11 protein-coding genes are annotated in these 17,055 nt (G+C 69.4%); 6 read left to right on the top strand and 5 right to left on the bottom strand.

The window, feature by feature from the left end:
• Window positions 1-104: 104 nt before the first annotated feature.
• The gene (locus HF203_RS15555; protein WP_168671007.1) at window positions 105-842 is read left to right on the top strand and encodes a lytic transglycosylase domain-containing protein; all 738 of its coding nucleotides are present in this window, start codon (window positions 105-107) and stop codon (window positions 840-842) included.
• On the opposite strand, the gene HF203_RS15550 is transcribed toward HF203_RS15555, so the two are convergent.
• Both HF203_RS15550 and epmB read right to left on the bottom strand, forming a co-directional pair.
• Window positions 839-2,911: an EAL domain-containing response regulator gene (locus tag HF203_RS15550; protein ID WP_168671006.1), complete on the bottom strand. Its 2,073-nt coding sequence runs from the start codon at window positions 2,909-2,911 to the stop codon at window positions 839-841. The genes HF203_RS15555 and HF203_RS15550 overlap by 4 nt on opposite strands.
• A 104-nt stretch (window positions 2,912-3,015) precedes the next feature.
• On the bottom strand, window positions 3,016-4,074 hold the full coding sequence (gene epmB, locus HF203_RS15545; RefSeq protein ID WP_168671005.1) for an EF-P beta-lysylation protein EpmB: 1,059 nt from the start codon (window positions 4,072-4,074) through the stop codon (window positions 3,016-3,018).
• Between epmB and efp the strand changes: the two genes are divergently transcribed.
• The 5 genes from efp (at window position 4,073) to HF203_RS15520 (ending at window position 11,606) form a co-directional block, all read left to right on the top strand.
• Window positions 4,073-4,645: an elongation factor P gene (efp, locus tag HF203_RS15540; protein WP_168671004.1), complete on the top strand. Its 573-nt coding sequence runs from the start codon at window positions 4,073-4,075 to the stop codon at window positions 4,643-4,645. The genes epmB and efp overlap by 2 nt on opposite strands.
• Complete coding sequence (gene epmA / locus HF203_RS15535) at window positions 4,642-5,637, top strand: EF-P lysine aminoacylase EpmA (protein ID WP_168671003.1); 996 nt, start codon at window positions 4,642-4,644, stop codon at window positions 5,635-5,637. The genes efp and epmA overlap by 4 nt, the downstream gene beginning before the upstream one ends.
• A gap of 68 nt (window positions 5,638-5,705) precedes the next feature.
• Window positions 5,706-9,644, top strand: coding sequence for an ATP-dependent RNA helicase HrpA (hrpA, locus tag HF203_RS15530; RefSeq protein ID WP_168671002.1), 3,939 nt, complete (start codon window positions 5,706-5,708; stop codon window positions 9,642-9,644).
• A gap of 37 nt (window positions 9,645-9,681) precedes the next feature.
• Window positions 9,682-10,569, top strand: coding sequence for an ABC transporter ATP-binding protein (locus HF203_RS15525; RefSeq protein ID WP_168671001.1), 888 nt, complete (start codon window positions 9,682-9,684; stop codon window positions 10,567-10,569).
• A gap of 5 nt (window positions 10,570-10,574) precedes the next feature.
• Window positions 10,575-11,606, top strand: a complete 1,032-nt coding sequence (locus tag HF203_RS15520; RefSeq protein ID WP_168671000.1) for an ABC transporter permease — start codon at window positions 10,575-10,577, stop codon at window positions 11,604-11,606.
• Between the two features lie 202 nt (window positions 11,607-11,808).
• Here the strand turns inward: HF203_RS15520 and HF203_RS15515 are convergent, their stop codons facing one another.
• The 3 genes from HF203_RS15515 to HF203_RS15505 all read right to left on the bottom strand — a co-directional run bounded on the left by HF203_RS15515 (window position 11,809) and on the right by HF203_RS15505 (window position 16,610).
• Entirely contained in the window at window positions 11,809-12,213 is a 405-nt protein-coding gene (locus tag HF203_RS15515; RefSeq protein WP_168670999.1) for a septal ring lytic transglycosylase RlpA family protein, read from the bottom strand.
• A gap of 231 nt (window positions 12,214-12,444) precedes the next feature.
• The gene (locus tag HF203_RS15510; RefSeq protein ID WP_168670998.1) at window positions 12,445-15,075 is read right to left on the bottom strand and encodes a glycosyltransferase; all 2,631 of its coding nucleotides are present in this window, start codon (window positions 15,073-15,075) and stop codon (window positions 12,445-12,447) included.
• On the bottom strand, window positions 15,072-16,610 hold the full coding sequence (locus HF203_RS15505) for a glycosyltransferase family 39 protein (protein ID WP_168670997.1): 1,539 nt from the start codon (window positions 16,608-16,610) through the stop codon (window positions 15,072-15,074). Before HF203_RS15505 ends, HF203_RS15510 begins: the two co-directional genes overlap by 4 nt.
• Window positions 16,611-17,055: the final 445 nt, after the last annotated feature.

The following is a 17,055-nucleotide window of genomic DNA, read 5'->3' as shown; positions in this document are numbered from 1 at the left end:
AATTCTGACGTTTTTTGTCAGTCTTGTCGGTCCCGCCTGGACAGCCCGTCGCCCCCTGCCTATGCTCGGGGCTCGCGTCTTGTCCTTGTGTTCGAGGTTCGCCGATGCCTCTGCTCCTGTCTGTCACCCTGTTGTTGGCGCTGATGATCCAGGCGTCGTCGGTCTGTGCCGAGGGTGGGGCGGGGGCACGGCACTATGCCGAGCTGGCCGGGCGTATCGCCGACGGGGTGGGGCTCGACCGGGATCTGGTGCAGGCGCTGATCGCCGCCGAGTCGGGCTATGATCCGCAGGCGGTCTCGCCGGTCGGGGCGATCGGGTTGATGCAGGTGATGCCGGAGACGGCGCGCGACTATGGCGTCGTCGAACACGCCACACTGGTCGATCCGGAGACCAATCTGCGTACCGGGATGCGTCACCTCAAACGTCTGCTCGAGAAGTACGACAACATCGCCCGGGCGGTGATGGCCTACAACGCCGGCGAGGGCGCTGTGGCGCGTGGCGGCGGCTGGGTCGACTATCCCGAGACCCAGCGCTACACCCATCGGGTGCTCACCGATTATCTCGGGCGCAAGGGGGTGGCGCCCTACTCGGAGACGGCGCGTACCCTGGTCGGGATCGAGCTGACCCCGGCGATGGCCCGGGCCGGGGGCGAGGGGCGGTCGGGACGTGGTGCGCTACGCCCGGTGCTCACGCGGACCGCGCTGCGCTCCGAGATGGTGGCCCGGCGTATCGCGGCTGATGCTGTGCTCGCCGCCCGTCGTCGCGACGCGCAGCGAGTCGCGACCCCAAGTCTTAAGCGGGCACCACCGGGTTATCTGCGGGCGCCGCCGGTGGCCCGTTAGCTGGCGGTGACCTCGAGCATCGGCGAGGGCCGTTGCAGGAAGTTGCCCTGCACATAGTCGACCCCGGCGGTCCACAGTACCGTCAGGGTGCGTGCATCCTCCACCCCGGTGACCACGCTCTTGACGTTGAACTCGCGCGCGAGGTTGGCCAGCTCCATCACCCGCTTCTGCTTCTGCTGGTCGTCGGCCAGGCGCTGGGCGAAGTCGGGCATCAGTAGCACGAAGTCGAGTGCCAGTCCCTGCAGCAGCATCTCCGGGCGTTCCGCGACCCCGAAGCGATTGATCGCCACCCGGCACTTGATCTTGCGCAGGGCCTCGACCAGCTTGCTCAAGCCGGCGAGATTGGCCGCCACCAGCGCCTCCTGGAACTGGAAGGTCAACCAGTTGCCGCGGACGTCGAACTCGCGCATGCAATCGCAGATCCACAGCACGATGCTGGGGTCGCGGAAGGTGTCCTCGGAGAGGTTGATGAAGAAGCTGATGTTGTGACCGGCGCGGCGCTGTTCGCTGATCACCTGGATGGCGGCGCGGATGGCCCACTTGTCGATACGCTCGATCAGACCGCGACGGATCGCCGGGCCGATGAAGTCCTTGGCCTCGAGCATGTCCTCGTCCTCGTCGAACAGCCGTACCAGGACGCTGTAGTGCTCCTGATTGTCACCCATCAGGCTGATGATCGGCTGATAGACCAGACGGAACTGATCGTGCTCGAGGGCGTACTCGATGCGCTCGGCGATCTGCTCGTCGCCCTCTTCGGCACTCTGCTTGGTGCGTGAGGCGAGCGAGGTCGGCTTGCCCATCCCGCCCTGGCCCTTGCCGCCGGCGAGCAGGCGCAGGCAGCGCTGATGGGCGAGGTTGAGGATATCGCTCGGCTCGCGCGCGCGCAGCTCCACCAGGACGTGGGCGACGACACAGTCGGGGGTGTCGTCCTCGCGCTCGCCGTTGCGCCCGCGCTGTAGTCGTACCTCGCGCTCGATGCGGGTGGTGAGCTGCTCGACTGCGGCGGTATCGAGTCCGTCGACGAGCAACGCGAAGCCGTCGTCGCTGACCTGTGCCAGCATCCCCCCGGCGTACCCCGAGAGGATCACCTGGAGCGGTTCGTAGAGCCCGGCGATCAGAGTCAGTCCAGTCGTCAGGCCGAGGTCGCGCAGCAGCTCGGCGCCGCCCTTGACCTGGACGAAGAACAGCGCGAAGGGGTGGCGCGGACGGTGTTCGGGGTCGAGTCGCGAGGCGATCGCCGCGACCATGCGCTCACGCCCTGTCTTCGGGACGGCGGTGCCGGTCGAGGCGGCGGGCGTGCTCGGGCGGATGAGAATGCGCAGACAGGGTTCCTCGTCGATCTCCGAGTTGGCTGCGCGCAGCCGCGCGGCAAAGGGCTTGTGATCGGCGTCCAGGCACTGGGTGTCGAGTTCGGCGGCGTCCTCGCGGTCGGAGTACTCGACCGCGCGCAGGAACTCACGCACCCGGGGACGTTGCTCGGCGGGGATCAGGTCGAGGAAGGTGGCCCCGGCGAGTGCCTCGCCATCGGCATAGCCGAACAGCCCCAGATAGGCGCCGTTGGCGTGCAGGTGCAGCCCCTCCTGGACGAAGGCGATGGCGTCCAGGCTGCCCTCGACGAACTCGCGCGCGCGCCGGTCGCACTGGCGTAGCCGGGTGGTCAGGGCCTGTACCGCACGGCGTTGACGCAGATCGGCGAGTTCACGCTTGGCCACCAGCTGTAGGTGTTCGGGGTCGTCGCGACGGACCAGGTCGCGGGCGCCACCGCGGCGGGCACGCACCGCTGTGGCGGTGGAGGTCTCGGTGCCGGTGACGACGATCAGGGGGACATCGATCTCGAGCTGGCGGTAGGCAGCGAGGGCCGCCTCGAGGTCGATGTCGCGATCGTGGGCGCAGCACAGCACCAGGTCGCAGGGGGTGCGGCCGAGCAGCTCACCGAGTCGCTCGACCTGGGCGCTGACCATGCCGCGCGCGGCGATCCCGGCCTCGCGCAGGGTGGTGACGAGACGTTCGGCCTCGCTCGATTCGGCGGTCAGGATGAGCAGGGTGACGGCTGGATTCGGGGCAGGCATGCTGGGCGACCGGTATCAAGAACGCAAGAAAAGGCTTGCGTCGATTATCGGGGTTTGCGTCGCCGATGAAAACGACCGTCGGCACCATGAGGGAGGGACGCGGCTCAGAGTTCGTCGCCGGCGCGCAGCGGCAACTTGGCCGCGGCGCCGGGCAGCTCGCGCACTAGCCGCGGCACCAGGTAGCCCGGCAGTTGCGTGCGCAAGGTGGCCAGCAGGGTACGCGCGGCGGCGTCCTCGACCTGGAAGTGGGCCGCGCCCTGCACCCGGTCGAGTTGGTGGAGATAGTAGGGCAACACGCCACAGTCGAGGAGCCGCTCGCTGAGCGCGCATTGTGCCGCGACGCTGTCGTTGACCCCGCGCAACAGCACCGCCTGGTTGAGCAGCATTGCCCCGGCCCGGCGCAGTCGTGCGAGCGCTGTCGCCGCTGCATCGCCGAGTTCGTTGGCATGATTGGCATGGATCACCACCACTGGCTTCAATCGGCTCGCCGCCAGACGGGCGCACAGCGCCTCGGTGACGCGTGCCGGCAACACCACCGGCATCCGGCTGTGCAGCCGTACCCGCCGTAGCTGGCCGATCGCCTCGAGCCCGTCGAGCAGGGTGCCGAGACGGTCGTCGTCGAGCATCAGCGGGTCGCCGCCGCTGAGGATCACCTCGTTGACCGACCGGTCGGTCGCCAGCCGCGCGAGCGCCGCGCGCAGCCGCCTCTGGCCGGTCTCCGGCGCGGCGTGCGGGTAGTGACGGCGGAAACAGTGGCGACAGTGCAGGGCACAGGCGCCGGTGGTGATCAGCAGCGCGCGGCCGTGATACTTCACCAACAGCCCGTCGCCCTGGTCGGCGGCGGCGTCGTCGACCGGATCGGCGGCGAAACCGGGGACCACGAGGCGTTCGCTAGCGAGCGGTAACACCTGACGCAGCAGTGGGTCGTCGGGGTCGCCGGGACGCATCAGGGCGACGAACGCACGCGGCACCCGCAGGCCGAAGGGGCGCGGGTCGGGATCGAGCGGCGGCAGCCGGTCGCGCTCGAGGTCGAGCGCGGCGAGCAGGTCCGCGGTCTCGGTGATCGCCTGGCGCAGTGCCAGCTTCCAGTCCTGGGTCTGACAACCGCTACCGCTTCGCGGTAAGATCGTAGGGTTTAACTCTTGATTAATTGAGGATGACATGGCGACTTACAGCACGAATGAATTCAAGGGCGGGCTCAAGATCATGCTCGATGGGGATCCATACACCATCGTCGAGAACGAGTTCGTCAAGCCCGGCAAGGGGCAGGCCTTCAACCGCGTCCGGGTACGCAATCTCAAGACCGGTCGCGTGGTGGAGAAGACCTTCAAGTCCGGTGAGTCGGTCGAGGCGGCCGATGTCCATGATACGGAGATGCAGTATCTCTACAACGATGGCATCGAGTGGAACTTCATGGATCCCGACACCTTCGAGCAGCTGATCGCCAGTGAGCAGGCGGTCGGCGAGGCGGCGAAGTGGATCAAGGAGCAGGACCTGTGCAAGGTCACGCTGTGGAACGGCGTGCCGCTGTCGATCGAGCCGCCGAACTTCGTGGTGCTCGAGATCACCGACACCGATCCCGGCCTCAAGGGCGATACCTCGGGCGGCGGCGGCAAGCCGGCGACCCTCGAGACCGGCGCCGTGGTGCGCGTGCCGCTGTTCGTGCAGACCGGCGAGCTGATCAAGGTCGACACCCGCAACGGCGAGTACGTCTCGCGCGCCAAGGAGGCATGAGCCCCGTCGCCCGGGACACGGCCGCGGCAGGGCTGCCGTGGCGCCCGTGCGCGACCCGCGCGATGCTCGAGGCGCGCGCGGCGATGTTCGCGCGCATCCGCGCCTTCTTCGCCGCCGCCGGGGTGCTCGAGGTCGAGACCCCGTTGCTCTCGCGCGCGGCGGTCACCGATCCGGCGCTGACCAGCCTGGCGGTGCGCCCCGGTACCGGGGTCGCCGGGGGCTATCTGCACACCTCGCCCGAGTTCGCGATGAAGCGTCTGCTGGCGGCGGGCTCGGGGCCGATCTACCAGATCTGCAAGGTGTTCCGCGACGACGAGCGCGGGCGCTGGCACCACCCCGAGTTCAGCCTGCTCGAATGGTATCGCCCGGGCTGGGACTATCAGCGCCTGATTGACGAAGTCGCCGCGCTGGTGCGCGCCGCGCTCGACCGCCCGACGCTCGCCGTCGAGCGGGTGAGCTATCGGGCGCTGTTCCGTGACGGGCTCGGTATCGACCCCTGGGAGACCTCGGTGGCGCAGTTGCGCGACTGCGCGCGCCGCGTCGGGATCGGCGGGGTCGAGGGGTTGGATCTCGACCGCGACGGCTGGCTCGACCTGCTGCTCAGTCATCGGCTGGAGTCGGGGCTGGGGCGTGGCCGGCTGAGCTTCGTCCACGACTATCCGCCGAGCCAGGCGGCGCTGGCGCGGGTGCGCCCGGGCACGCCCCCGGTGGCCGAGCGCTTCGAGCTCTATGTCGAAGGCGTGGAGCTGGCCAACGGCTTCCAGGAGCTGACCGATGCCGCCGAGCAGCGTGCCCGCTTCGACGCCGACCTCGACTGGCGCCGCGCCAACGGGCAGGCCGAGGTGCCGGCCGATGCGCATTTCCTCGCCGCGCTCGAGGCCGGCTTGCCGGAGAGCGCCGGGGTCGCCCTCGGGCTCGATCGGCTGCTGATGATTGCCACCGGCGCGTCCGACATCGACGCCGTGCTCGCCTTCCCGGTCGAGCGCGCCTGAGCCGCACCGGGCGCTCGCCCGGTGCTGTTATCCTCATCTTCCTTGCCAAGTCCGTCGACATCATCGCCTTGACCGAGCAATCGTTTCCCGCCGATTCCGAACTGGAGCGCTGTCTGCTCCAGGACCGCCCGACCCTCGGGCGCCGCATCAAGGGACTGCGCCGCCGCGCCCGCGCCGGTCAGCCCTATGAGCGCGGTCTGCACGACCTGTGGCAGCGCCTGCGCGCCTCGCAGGCACTGTGCGAGCGCCGTGGCGCGCTGGTGCCCGCGATCGACTATCCGCCGGCCCTGCCGGTCAGCGAGCGGCGCGAGGAGCTCGCCGCGCTGATCGGCGAGCATCAGGTGGTGGTGGTCTGTGGCGAGACCGGCTCGGGCAAATCGACCCAGCTCCCCAAGCTCTGTCTCGATCTCGGTCGCGGCCGGTTCGGGCGTATCGGCCACACCCAGCCGCGGCGCATCGCCGCGCGCAGTCTGGCCGCGCGGGTGGCGCAGGAGCTCGGCGGCGAGGTCGGCGCCCTGGTCGGCTACAAGGTGCGTTTCCACGACCGCGTGCGCCCCGAGACCGCGATCAAGCTGATGACCGACGGCATGTTGCTCGCCGAGGTGCAGCAGGATCGCGACCTGCGCGAGTACGACACCCTGATCATCGACGAGGCCCACGAGCGCAGCCTCAACATCGACTTCCTGCTCGGTTATCTGCGCGGGGTGCTGGCGCGGCGCCCCGAGTTCAAGCTGATCGTCACCTCGGCGACCATCGACCCGCAGCGCTTCGCCGATCACTTCGCCGACGCTGCTGGAAATCCGGCGCCGGTGATCGAGATCTCCGGGCGCACCTATCCGGTCGAGGTGCGCTATCGCCCGCCCGAGTCGCCGCACGCCGGCGAGCGCGACGAGTCGATGCAGCGGGCGATCTCGGACGCCGTCGGCGAGCTCGCCGCCCAGGGGCCGGGCGACGTGCTGGTGTTCCTCTCCGGCGAGCGCGAGATCCGCGAGACCGCCGAGACCCTGCGCAAGCACCACCCGCCCTCGACCGAGGTCCTGGCGCTGTTCGCCCGCCAGGGGCCGCGTGAGCAGGCGCGGGTGTTTCAGCCGCACAGCACCCGTCGGGTGGTGCTCGCCACCAATGTCGCCGAGACCTCGCTGACGGTGCCGGGCATCCGCTACGTGATCGACCCCGGCTTCGCCCGTATCAGCCGCTACAGCCACCGCACCAAGGTGCAGCGCCTGCCGGTCGAGCGCATCTCGCGTGCCTCGGCCGACCAGCGCAAGGGGCGCTGCGGGCGTGTCGCCGAGGGCATCTGCATCCGGCTCTACGACGAGGAGGGCTTCGCCGAGCGCGCTGCCTTCACCGAGCCGGAGATCGTGCGCACCAATCTCGCTGCGGTCATCCTGCAGATGAAGCTGCTCGGCTTCGGCGCGATCGAGCGTTTCCCCTTCATCGATCCGCCCGACGGGCGACTGGTGCGCGACGGCTACCGCACCCTCGAGGAGCTGGCGGCGATCGACGCCGCGGGTGAGCTCACCGAGATCGGTCGTCGGCTGGCGCGGCTGCCGGTTGATCCGCGCATCGGGCGGATGCTGCTCGCCGGGGCCGAGCGACGCTGTCTGCGCGAGGTGCTGATCATCGCCGCGGCGCTGAGCGTGCAGGACCCGCGCGAGCGCCCCCACGATCAGCAACAGGCCGCCGACGAGATCCACGCCACCTTCGCCCACGAGCACTCCGACTTCCTCGGCTTCGTCAATCTCTGGGGCTTCCTCGAGCGCGAGCGCCACGCGCTCTCGCGCAACAAGTTCACCAAGCTCTGTCAGCGTCACTTCCTCTCGCCGACCCGGGTGCAGGAGTGGCGCGATGTTCACGCGCAGTTGCGCGAGCAGATGCTGGAGATGGGCTACAAGGAGGACAGCGCCGAGGGCGGCGAGGAGCAGATCCATCGTGCCCTGCTCAGCGGGCTGCTCGGCAACATCGGTTTCCGCGATGGTCAGCGCGAGTATCTCGGTGCGCGCAGCAGCCGCTTCCACCTCCATCCCAGCTCGGGGCTCTTCGCCCAGCCGCCGAAGTGGGTCGTCGTCGCCGAGCGGGTTGAGACCACGCGTCAGTACGGGCGCACCGTGGCGCGGGTGCAGCCGGCCTGGATCGAGGAGGCCGGGCGGCATCTGCTGCAGCGCAGCTACAGCGAGCCGCACTGGCAGTCGCGCGCCGGTCAGGTCGCCGCCTTCGAGCGCGTCACCCTGTTCGGTGTCACCCTGGTGGCGCACCGGCGCGTCAACTACGGCCCGATCAACCCCGGCGAGGCGCGCGAGATCTTCCTGCGCTTTGCGCTGGTCGAGGGCGATTTCAGCACCCGCGCGCCTTTCTGGCGGCACAACCAGGCGCTGATCGAGGACATCCGCGCGCTCGAGGCCAAGTCGCGCCGGCGCGACATCCTCGTCGACGAGGAGGCGATCTACGCCTTCTATGCCGAGCGCGTGCCCTCGGGGATCTACTCGCGCCCGCAGTTCGAGCGCTGGCTGCGCGAGGCCAGCCGCGACAACCCCAAGCTGCTGCACATGGGGCGCGCCGACCTGATGTGTCACGATGCCGCCGAGGTCGACGCGGCACGCTTCCCCGACGCGCTCGCCGTCGGCGCCGCGCGGCTGCCGCTGGCCTACCACTTCGAGCCCGGCAGCGATGACGACGGGCTGACCCTGTCGGTGCCGGTGGCGCTGCTCAACCAGGTCTCGGCCGAACGTCTGGAGTGGCTGGTGCCGGGGCTGCTCGGCGAGCGCGTCGAGGCGCTGCTGCGCGCGTTGCCGAAGTCCATCCGCCGTTCGCTGGTGCCGATCCCGGACACCGCCGCGCAGCTGGTCGCGCGGCTCCAGCCCGGCGACCGGCCGCTGCTTCAGGCACTCGGCGAGGCGATCCGCGCGGTCAAGGGGGTGCATGTCGCCGAGGACGCCTGGGACCCGACGGCGGTCCCCGAGCACCTGCGGATGAAGGTCCGGGTGCTCGGCGATGACGGCGCGACCCTGGCCGTCGACAGCGACCTGGCGCGGCTGCGCCGGCGCTTTGCCGCGCACGCCGAGCAGGGCTTCGCCGATCTCCCCGACCCCGGGCTGGAGCGCGACGGGCTCACCCGCTGGGACTTCGAGGCGCTGCCCGAGCGCGTCGAGCTGGAGCGCGGCGGGATCCGTCTGAGCGGCTTCCCGGCGCTGGTCGATCAGGGCGAGACGGTGGCGGTGCGGGTGCTCGACGCCGAGGCGCGCGCCGCCGCGGCGCATCGTCACGGGGTGCGGCGGTTGTTCGCGCTGCATCTCGGCCAGGAGCTGCGTCAGTTGCGTCGTCAGTTGCCGCAGCTCGACCGCATGCGGTTGCAGTACGCCAAGGCGCCGCAGCCCGAGTCGGCCGACGGCGAGGAGGGCGCGCGGCGACTGCGCGAGGCCGATCTCGCCGAGGCGCTGATCGCGCGCGCGCTCGATCGCACCTTCCTCGCCGAGGACGATGCGCCGATCCGCACCCGCGCCGCCTTCGAGGCGCGCCTGGCCGAGCGCCGCGGCGCGCTGGCGGCCGAGACGCGCGCGGTGTGCGCGCTCGCCGGTGAGATCCTCGACGTCTACCAGCGGGTGCGCAAGACGCTCGCCGGGATCAATCAGATCAACTGGATGCATGCGGTGCTCGACATCCGCGCCCAGCTCGACGCCCTGGTGTTCCGCGGTTTCCTCGATGCCGTGGCGCCGGAGCGGCTGCGTCACTATCCGCGCTATCTCAAGGCGATCGAGCAGCGTCTCGACAAGCTGGCGCTGGGTGCGGCGCGCGATCGCCAGTGGATGAACGAAATGGCCCCGCTGCAGTCCCAGTGGCGCGAGCGGATGGAAGCGGCGCGCGCCGCCGGTCGCGACGACCCGCGCCTCGACGAGATCCGCTGGCTGCTCGAGGAGTTGCGGGTGTCGCTGTTCGCCCAGCAGCTTGGCACCGACGGCCCGGTCTCGGTCAAGCGCATCCGCGCGCGCTGGCGCGAACTCGGGTTGTGAAACAGACGGGCGTGGACGCGATGAAGGAGCGTGAGCAATGACGACGCCGCTACTCGAGGCGTGCGAGCTGGTCAAGGTCTATCCCGGTGGCGTGCGCGCCGTCGCGGGCATCGGCTTCGCGGTCGGCGCCGGGGAGTGCTTCGGCCTGCTCGGTCCCAACGGCGCCGGCAAGACCACCACCCTGGAGATGCTCGAGGGCGTGCTGGCGCCGAGTGGTGGCGAGGTGCGCTACCGCGGCCGGGCGCTCGACGCCGGTTATCGCGAGGTGGTCGGCATCCAGTTCCAGGCCACCGCGCTGCAGGACTTCCAGCGCGTCGGCGAGGCGCTGGAGATGTTCGCGCGGCTCTATCGGCGCAGCGCCGACCGCGACGAGCTGATCGCGCTCTGCGACCTCGAACCCATCCTCGGGCGCGACACCCGGCGCCTCTCCGGCGGTCAGCGCCAGCGCCTGCTGCTCGCCATCGCCCTGGTCAATGACCCCGAGCTGATCTTCCTCGACGAGCCCACCACCGGGCTCGATCCACAGTCGCGCCGCAACTTCTGGCGCTTGATCGAGCGGGTGCGCGCGCGCGGCACCACCATCGTGCTGACCACCCACTACATGGAAGAGGCCGAGCGGCTGTGTGATCGCATCGCCATCGTCGACCACGGTCGGGTGATCGCTGAGGGTACGCCGGCGGCACTGCTGCGCGCGCACCTGCCGGCGGCGGTGGTGCGGCTGCCGGCGGCGGCCTGGCCGGCGGGGCGGGCGCTGCCCGAGGGCGCGCGCCGGGTCGACGAGACCCTGGAGATCGCCACCGCGCAACTGGCCCCGGTGCTCGCCGAGCTGGCCGCCAGCGGCGCCGACCTCGATGCGCTGCGGGTCAAGGCGCCGACGCTCGAGGACCTGTTCCTGAAACTGACCGGTCACGCACTGCGGGGGTGATGACGATGTGGCACCGGATCCTTGCCGTGCTGGTAGCGCGCAATCGCGAGTTCTATCGCGATCGCGCCGGCCTGGGGTGGAACGTGGTGATGCCGCTGGTGATTGTGGTGGCGCTGGCGGCGATCTTCCGCGCCGGCCCCGAGCCGGTGTTCAAGGTCGGGGTGCTGGGCGAGGGGGACGCCACGACCCTGCCGCTGCTCACCCTCGAGCACGTCGAGCAGGTGGCGGTGAGCGACCCGGCGGCGGCGCGCGCCAAGGTCGAGCGCCATCAGCTCGACCTGGTGGTCGATCTCACCAGCGAACCGCCCGGCTACTGGGTCAACGACGACTCGCCGACCGGCTATCTCGCCGAACGGCTGCTGCTCGGCGGGCAGGGCGACGCGCCCGCCGAGGCGGGCCCGGCGCCCGAGGTCGAGCGCCGTGCGGTCAGCGGCGCGGCGGTGCGCTATATCGACTGGGTGCTGCCCGGGGTGCTGGCGCTCAACCTGATGTTCTCCAGCCTGTGGGGCGTGGGCTGGGTGATCGTGCGCTATCGCAAGAACGGGGTGCTGCGCCGACTCAGTGCGACCCCGCTGCGCGCCGCCGAGTTCCTCGTCGCCCAGGTGCTGTCGCGGCTGCTGGTGGTGCTCGGCTCGACCCTGGTGGTCTATCTCGGCGCGTCGGCGTTGATCGACGTGCCGATGCACGGCTCCTATCTCGCCCTGGCACTGGTGTTCGCCTGTGGCGCGCTGGCGATGATCAGCCTGGGGCTGATCGTCGCCGCGCGGCTGCGCACCGAGGAGCTGGCCGACGGCGTGCTCAACCTGCTGGTATGGCCGATGATGCTGCTCTCCGGGGTGTGGTTCTCGCTGGAGGGAACCAGCGCGCTCGCCCAGACGGTGGCGCCACTGCTGCCGCTGACCCACGTGGTCGACGCCGCCCGCGCGGTGATGATCGACGGCGCCGGGCTCACCACGGTGCTGCCCGAGCTGGGCATCCTGCTCGCCTTCGCTGCCGCGCTGCTCGCCATCGCCGCCTGGTTGTTCCGCTGGGAGTAGGACCGCCAGCCGCCAGGATTGAACCGCAAAGGCGCGAAGCGCGCAAAGGGGATGAGGTGTGATGACGGCGTGCGGCCGCGGACGGTGCGGGTCCGCACCGCCGTCGGATGATCGCGCCCACTGGCCGCTGGTCGCTGTCGGCTGACCGCTCAGTCCCCCTTCGCGACCTTGGCGCCTTGGCGGTTCAATCCGCTGGTCGCTCCTACGACCCGCGTCGGCCGGGGACGCTGAGGATCTCGACGCGGACCCGCGCCAGTCCCTTGTGGAGCATGTCGAGGCGGGCGGCGGCGGCGCGCGAGAGGTCGATGATGCGGCCCTTAATGAAGGGGCCGCGGTCGTTGATCCGCACCACGATGCTCTTGCCGGTGGCGGTATCGGTGACGCGCACCTTGGTGCCGAGCGGGAGGGTCTTGTGCGCGGCGCTGAGGCGATGTTTGTCGTATGGGGTGCCGCTGGCCGTTGGTAGCCCGTGGAGGCTGTCGTGGTAGTAAGAGGCGATGCCTTTCTGGACATCACCCGGGGTCACTGCGGCCGAGGCCTGGAACGCCGGGACGAGCAGCAGCAGGGAGAGGATGCTGTGACGCAGAATACCGAGGGTGTGATGCATGATACCAACCTGGTCTCAGATAGCCGCCCCGATCCGGTTTTCGTCCGGACGCCGGTATGGAGCGGTGCTTGAAGGTTGGCGCGAGTTTATAGGGGAAACACCTAGGGGTAAACCCTGAATCGGGATGGCTGTGTCCCGCCCGATGTTGGTTTGGGGGCTGGCACGGCTCCCTGCCGTGCCCTTCACGTGGCGCCTGCGATAGCGGTATGAGGGCCTGAGCCGGCCCTCGGCTCAGGCCGCGGGCCGCTGTTCGGAGGCCGGTGATCGCTCATAGTCCATCGCCCCCATCGGACCGACCAGGCGTGCCGGTAGCTGTGGTGCGGCGCTGATCAGCGAGACCACCACCGAGGCGAGATAGGGGATCGACTGCACCAGCAGGACCGCCGCCCAGATGCGCACGTCGAGCATGTAGCCGTCGTCGCGCAGCAGCACCAGCACCGCGCCGAGCCACAGCGCGATCACGAACAGTGCCTCCTCGCGCGCATCGAGCAGGGCGCGCACCATGGCCGGCGCGCTGGCGAGCTTGGGGGTGCGGAAGAAGCCGAGCTTGCCGCTGGCCAGGGCGCCGAACATCGCCCGCGAGATGGTGTGCGAGAGCGCCAGTCCGGCGAGTCCCGCCGCGAGGCTCTGGCGTAGGGTGGCGGTGACGCGCCGTCGATAGAGGAAGAAGCTCTTCGACATCTTGAAGCCGAACATCACCAATGGGACCAGGGCGACGGTGATATAGGGCGGGGTGATCTGGGTGGGGAACATCACCATCGCCACCGTCCAGCCGAGTGCGGCGAGGTTGAACAGCAGGTTGATGCCATCGGCGAACCAGGGCAGCCAGCCGGCGAGGAAGTGATAGCGCTGCCCATCGGTAAGCGCGGTCTTGCGCAGCCCGAAGAGTTCGCGCCAATGGTGGATGAGGATGCGCACCGCGCCATAGGCCCAGCGGTAGCGCTGTTTCTTGAAGTCGGAAAAGGTGTCGGGCATCAGCCCGCGACCATAGGTGCAGGGGATGTAGAGTGCCTTGTGGCCGGCCTCGAACACCCGCAGCCCGAGTTCGGCGTCCTCGGTGATGCACCACTCCGACCAGCCCCCGTCCTCGAGCGGGCCGCGCCGGATCATGGTCATGGTGCCGTGCTGGATGATGGCATTGCGCTCGTTGCGGGTAACCATGCCGATGTGGAAGAAGCCCCGGTACTCGGCCATGCACATCGCCTTGAAGGCGTTCTGGTCGGCGTCGCGATAGTCCTGCGGGGCCTGCACGATGCCGACCTCGGGGTCGGAGAAGGCCGGTACCAGGTCGTGGAGCCAGTTCGGCGAGACGATGTAGTCGGCATCGATCACCGCCACTACCTCGGCCTCGGGGTGGGTGTGGCGTAGCGCGAAGTTGAGTGCGCCGGCCTTGTAGCCGGCCAGGGGGGCGACGTGGAAGAAGCGGAAGCGCTCGCCGAGTTGCGCGCAGTGTGCCTCGACTGGGCGCCATACCGCCTCGTCCTTGGTGTTGTTGTCGATTACCAGCACCTCGAAGCGCGGGTAGTCGAGCGCGGCCAGGGCCTCAAGGGTCTCGATCAGCAGCTCGGGGGGCTCGTTGTAGGCCGGGACGTGGATCGAGACCAGGGGTAACTCATCATCGGGTAGCTGACGCAGCGGGAAGGCGCGGCGCCAGCGGCGCAGCCACAGCGACTCGGCCCACTCGTGCGCCTCGGCCGAGATCAGCACGATCACCCCGGCACCGCCGAGCAGCAGCAAGATACCGACGACCGCGGTTGCGGGGGTCATGTACTGGCGGGTGTAGTCATAGACGATCCACACCGCGGCGGTGGAGATGGCATAGGTGACGATAGCCAGGAATCCCTTGCCCTTACTCGACAGGGTGGCGCTGTCGCGATAGAGGAAGGCGAGCAGCAGCACCGCCATCAACACCGAGAGCGCGGCCAGTTCCTGCCAGTCGGGGATGCGCACCACCGGCTGGGTGAGCGTGAACTTGGGCTGGCGCTCGACGTCGTAGACCCCCCAGTAGGTGCCGATCGATCCCTCGATCTTGGTCTTCCAGGGTTGATCGAAGGCCTCCATCACGTAATAGACATAGCCCTCGGTCTCGGCATGGGCGAGGAAGCGGCGCAGGAAGCGGGTCTGATTGGCCAGCGAGGGTTCGGCGCCGCGGTTACGCCGCCCGTTGCTCGGCCAGCCGACCTCGCCGATGATCACCTGCTTGTCGGGGAAGGCGGCCTTGACTTGCTCGTAGCGCGAGATGGCGTAGTCGACGGCCTCGTCGTAGGGCACCCCCTCCCAGTAGGGCAGCAGGTGGATGGTGATGAAGTCGACGTGCTCGGCGAGCTTGGGGTATTTCAACCAGACGTGCCAGGGCTCGGCGGTGCTCACCGGCAGCCAGGTGATCTCACGAATCCGATCGAGGTGCTCCATCAGCGTCGCTACCGAGACGTCGCGACGCAGGATCGCCTCGTTGCCGACGATCACCCGGACCACGTTGCGATAGCCCTTGGCGAGTACCTGGTGCAGGCGCTCGAGTTCGCGCTCGTTGGCCTCGGGCTCGGGACCGATCCAGGCACCGAGGGTGACGTTGAGGTCGTGGGCGGCGGCCAGCCGGGGGACCGCCGCCAGGGTGTCCTCGACGGTATAGGTGCGTACCGCATAGGCATCGCCCTGGAGCAGGGCCAGGTCGGCGTCGATGTCCTCGATCGTGGGATAGATGTGCTCGCTGGGGTCGTCGTCGGCGTGCATCGGCGCGAACGAGAACCCCTGGATGCGTGCCGGCCAAGGCGGTTCGTCGTCGGGCTGGTTGAGCAGCGCCCAGGCGGCGATGGTGAGTAGGGCGATCAGGATCGGGATGACGAAGTTGCCAGCGCGTCTCATCGGCGGGCTCCGGTGTCGGGGATGGGATCGGCCGTGGGCGTGGCGACGAACCACTGCCAGGTCGGTACGATCGGGGTGATCTGGTGGGTCGGCGCGAACCGTGCGCGCAACGACTCGGAAGGGGTGAGCAGATAATAGGTCCGCTGTGGGGCTGGCGCGAGCGAGGTCGCAGCCATGGGCTGGCGCAGTCGGATCTCGGGGTCGAGGCTGTGGGCGAGCGAGAGCAACTCGCCACTGCTCACCCCGCTGGGGCTGGCAACGACCTCGACGTTCGGTGCCTGTGCATTGGCGCGTGCGGCAATACTGGCGTTGTGAGCGCTGAACTGCTTGGTCCACCAGGTCTCGGCAGTGAGGATGCCGAGTTGCGAGCGCAGCCCGAGTGCGAGCAGTACGACGAGCGCGAATGCGGCGACGCGGCGTGCCGGGCCCGGTTGCTCGAGCGCCTGGGCCAGTGCCCAGGCGAGGATCAGCGCCAGTGCGAGCAGCGCCGGCAGGCTATAGCGCAGGTGCAATGAACGGCTGCCACCGAACAACAGGTCAGGCCCCAGGACGGTGCCGAGGTGGACCAGGATGGTGGTCATCAGCAATATCACCGCGACCCGTGGGGCGCTGCGGGCGAAGCGCCACAGCGCCCAGGCGAGGGTGGCGAGCAGCAGGATGCGCCCCCACTCGGCCAGCCCCGCCGGGCCGAGGTCGACGAAGGTGTGCACCAGATGATCGCGCCAGGCGGCGAGGATGCGCGCCCCGTCGATCGGGCGCTGCATCCAGGCGGTGAACTCGCCGATGCGTTCCGGGGCGAACACCATCACCGCGACCCAGGGCAGGAACAGTAGCCCCGCGCCCAGGGTGGCGAGCAGCCAGTGGAGCCGAACCTCGCGCCCGCCCTGGGCGAGCGCCACCAGGGCATGCACCGGCAACATCAGCACGAACAACAGATGGGTATAGAGCCCGAGCGTGAGCAGGGTGGCGTAACCCCACCAGGCGCCGCGCCGCGCCCCTCGACAGGCCCGCAGCAGTGCGGCGCTGGCGGCGGTGACCAGCAGCACCCAGAGGGCGTATTGGCGTGCCTCCTGGGCATAGAGTAGCTGCACTGGAGAGACGGCCACCAGCGCCGTCGCCAGCCAGGGGGCGAGGCCGCGGCCGTAGAGTTCACGCGTCAGCCAGAACACCGCCGGGATCAGCAGTAGGCCGAATCCGGCGGCGAGCCCGCGTAGGCCCATCACCGGGTCGGCAGCGAGGCCCCCGGTGATGCGCCCGAGCAGATAGTAGAGCGGGGCGTGCTCGGGGTGCGAGGCCAGTGCTTGCAGCGTCGCCTTCCAGCCGAGCGCGGGGTCTGGGGTCTGGAAGCGCAGCAACTCGGCGGCACTGATCGCCTCGGTCGCATCGAGCGCGTGCAGCAGTGCCTCGGCGGGGTGACCGAACACCCGTAGCAGGGTGAAGGTCTCATCGTGCCAGACCGGCAGTCCGGCGAGGTCGAGCAAGCGCGCCCCGGTGCCGACGAAAATCACGAGCAGCAAGGCCAGACGCAGCAGCATGGACCGAGAGAGGGACCTGTGGGCGAATGGCTGGGGCAAGGCTTGACTGTCCTGGTCGTGGCTGTCGGGCCGAGGGTGAGCGCAGAGGTATCGGGGCATGATAGCGCGTTCCAGACGGGCTGCCGATGACCCGGGTCAGCATGCGCCCAGCCGCCAGCCGCCAGCCGCCAGCCGCCAGCGGGTTGAACCGCAAAGCGGCAAAGGACGCGAAGGGAAAAGCGACCAGCTGTCAGCCGCCAGCGACCAGTGGGCGTTCTTCCTGCTGCCGTCGGCGCAAGACGTCAGCCGCTGCCGCCATCATGGGCGCCGCCCATCCCCACTGTCGGCTGGTCACTGAGAAAACCCGCAACGGGGAGAAGTAAGCGCCGAGCAACACCGAATCCCTTGGCGTCCTTCGTGTCTTTGCGGTTCAACCTTTCCAGCTGTCGGCCGTCGGCTGGTCGCT

The sequence above is a fragment of the Marichromatium bheemlicum genome (assembly GCF_012276755.1).
Taxonomy (GTDB): domain Bacteria; phylum Pseudomonadota; class Gammaproteobacteria; order Chromatiales; family Chromatiaceae; genus Marichromatium; species Marichromatium bheemlicum.
This window is presented reverse-complemented; position numbering and strand designations above follow the sequence as displayed.

What these genes read in the sequence shown, in the direction of transcription:
- HF203_RS15520 (WP_168671000.1), top strand. Translation starts at nt 10,575, where the DNA reads ATGTGGCACCGGATCCTTGCCGTGCTGGTAGCGCGCAATCGCGAGTTC.
- HF203_RS15515 (WP_168670999.1), bottom strand. Translation starts at nt 12,213, where the DNA reads ATGCATCACACCCTCGGTATTCTGCGTCACAGCATCCTCTCCCTGCTG.
- epmA (WP_168671003.1), top strand. Translation starts at nt 4,642, where the DNA reads ATGAGCCCCGTCGCCCGGGACACGGCCGCGGCAGGGCTGCCGTGGCGC.
- HF203_RS15510 (WP_168670998.1), bottom strand. Translation starts at nt 15,075, where the DNA reads ATGAGACGCGCTGGCAACTTCGTCATCCCGATCCTGATCGCCCTACTC.
- HF203_RS15555 (WP_168671007.1), top strand. Translation starts at nt 105, where the DNA reads ATGCCTCTGCTCCTGTCTGTCACCCTGTTGTTGGCGCTGATGATCCAG.
- HF203_RS15525 (WP_168671001.1), top strand. Translation starts at nt 9,682, where the DNA reads ATGACGACGCCGCTACTCGAGGCGTGCGAGCTGGTCAAGGTCTATCCC.
- HF203_RS15550 (WP_168671006.1), bottom strand. Translation starts at nt 2,911, where the DNA reads ATGCCTGCCCCGAATCCAGCCGTCACCCTGCTCATCCTGACCGCCGAA.
- HF203_RS15505 (WP_168670997.1), bottom strand. Translation starts at nt 16,610, where the DNA reads ATGCTGCTGCGTCTGGCCTTGCTGCTCGTGATTTTCGTCGGCACCGGG.
- epmB (WP_168671005.1), bottom strand. Translation starts at nt 4,074, where the DNA reads ATGTCATCCTCAATTAATCAAGAGTTAAACCCTACGATCTTACCGCGA.
- efp (WP_168671004.1), top strand. Translation starts at nt 4,073, where the DNA reads ATGGCGACTTACAGCACGAATGAATTCAAGGGCGGGCTCAAGATCATG.